Source organism: Cellulomonas algicola, assembly GCF_003851725.1.
GTDB lineage: Bacteria > Actinomycetota > Actinomycetes > Actinomycetales > Cellulomonadaceae > Cellulomonas > Cellulomonas algicola.
Genome location: NZ_BHYL01000157.1, coordinates 1 through 2,093, shown reverse-complemented (window position 1 = coordinate 2,093; position 2,093 = coordinate 1). Strand labels below are relative to the sequence as shown.

Annotated in this window: 1 protein-coding gene; it reads right to left on the bottom strand. The window is 80.3% G+C overall.

Going from position 1 to position 2,093, the window contains the following annotated elements; genetic code table 11:
• The coding region (locus CTKZ_RS11060; RefSeq protein ID WP_268904337.1) for an FtsK/SpoIIIE domain-containing protein at nt 1-1,897 on the bottom strand (1,897 nt) is incomplete at its 3' end.
• Between the last annotated feature and the right edge of the window lie 196 nt (nt 1,898-2,093).

Here is a 2,093-nt window from a genome sequence, read left to right as displayed (position 1 = left end):
GCGCGCCGGTGCCCGGACGGGGGCGCGCGACCTGCACGACCTCCGTGGGCAGCGACCCGCGACGCAGCACGGCGCGGCCGGGGGTGCGCGGGTCGAGCCGGGCGGCCCCGGGGTCGTCGACGACGTCCCGTGAGTCCGCGTCGTCGGCGACCCGCAGCGCGACGCGCAGCTCGACGTTCGCCCGCAGGTCGGCGGTGACGACGCCCGCCGGCCGCTGCGTGGCGAGCACGAGGTGGATCCCGAGGGCGCGGCCCTGGGCGGCGAGCCGTGCGAGCGTCGCGACGGCGTCGGGGACGTCGTCGGCGAGCGCCCGGAGCTCGTCCACGACGACGAGGAGCCGGGGTGGTGTCGCCGCGTCGCGCGGGTCGAGGTCCGCGACGTCGTGAGCGCCGCGGGCGGCGAGCACCCGTTCGCGGCGCCGGCTCTCGGCACGCAGCCCCGCCAGCACGCGCTGCGTCCGCGCGGCGTCGAGGTCCGTGACGTGGTCGAGCACGTGGGGGAGCCCGGCGACCGCACCGAGCCCCGTGCCGCCCTTGAAGTCGACGAGCAGCACGGCGAGCCGTTCGGGCCCGTGCGTGAGGGCGAGGGCGAGCACGAGGGTCGTGAGGAGCTCCGACTTGCCGGCGCCGGTGGTGCCGGCGACCAGCGCGTGGGGGCCGTCGGTGACGAGGTCGACCGTGACCGCCTCGCCGCCGGCGCCGCGCCCCAGCCGCGCGACGAGCCCCGTCCCCGCGGTCGACCACGCCGCGAGGACTGCGTCCGGACGAGCAGCAGGGACACCCGGGAGGTCGCCGAGCGCGACGTGCGCGGGCGGTGCGGCGACCGGGGGCCGTGCACCGGCGAGCTCGCGGAGGGTGCGGGCGCGCAGGAGCTGCGCACGGGCGCGCTCCGCGGTGACGGCGTGCCACGGGACGACCGCCGGTGCCGCGCCTCCGGCGTGCAGCCGCGCACCGTCGGGGGCGACCTCGAGCACGTGCCGGCACCAGGCGGGCACGTCGGCACGGCGACCGAGCACGAGCAGCAGGCGGTGCCGCCCCGGGGCGCCGGCGCGCCACACGGCGAGCCTCCCGAGGGTCGCCGGGTCGTCGCACACGACGACGGTGCCCGGGTCGCCGGGCGCAGGCAGCGGCTCTCGCGGCTCGACGGGGGCGGTCCACCCCCAGCCGTCCGGCCGACGGGAGACGACGACGAGGTCGGCGGCCGCGTGGCTGCCCAGCTCCGCGAGCACGACGGCCCGGGCGGTTGCTGCCGCGTCCTGCGGGTTGCCGACGACGGCGAGGCATCCGTCCGCGGACCACGGCACGCCGCCCCGGACGCGGCCGCCGCGCCCCAGCGTCGCCGCGGTCGTGACGAACGTGAGGTCCGCCGGGTCGCGCGGGACGCGCTCCGGCGCGGGCGTGGGACCGTCCGGCTCGTCGCCGTCCCCGTCCCGGTCCCCGTGCCCGCGCCCGTACCCGAGCCCGTACCCGAGCCCGTACCCGTGCCCGTGCCCGTGCCGGTGCCCGTGCCTGTGGTCATACGCATGCGCCGAGCGGTCGGTCCCGTCCCGCCTGTGCCCCGCACCGTCCGCCGCGCCGCGCCGGCGCCGACGTCGAGCGAGGTGCACGCCCAGGCCGACGAGCGGCACGACGAGCCCGACGAGCAGCAGCGCGGGCTGCCGCAGGACGAGCGCGAGCGCGACGCTGCCCGCGAGCGGGGCGAGCCAGGTCACGACCTGCTCGGCGTCGCCGCGCCCGCGCTCGCGCTCGGGGTGACCGGTGCCGTCGGGACCGTCGTCCTCGCCCCACGGTGGCGGTCCGACGCGCAGGGCAAGCGACGCACGGCCCGTGACGAGCAGGTGGCCGGCCCGCCACCGGACCCAGCGGCCTGGCGGGAGGGTGCGCGTGCGTCGGCGCATCCGTGCGGCGGGCGAGGACGTGCGCGGCGCGACGAGCGCCGGTCCCCGCTCGCCCGGAACGACGTGCGGTGCGTCTCCCGGGTCCGGTCGCCCGGCACGTGGGCCTCGCCCTCGGGCGACGCCGCCCGGCCGTGCGCCGGCCGCTTCCGCGCGCCCCTGGCCGGGCGGCGTGGGCCGGCCCGTGACAGCCGTGCGC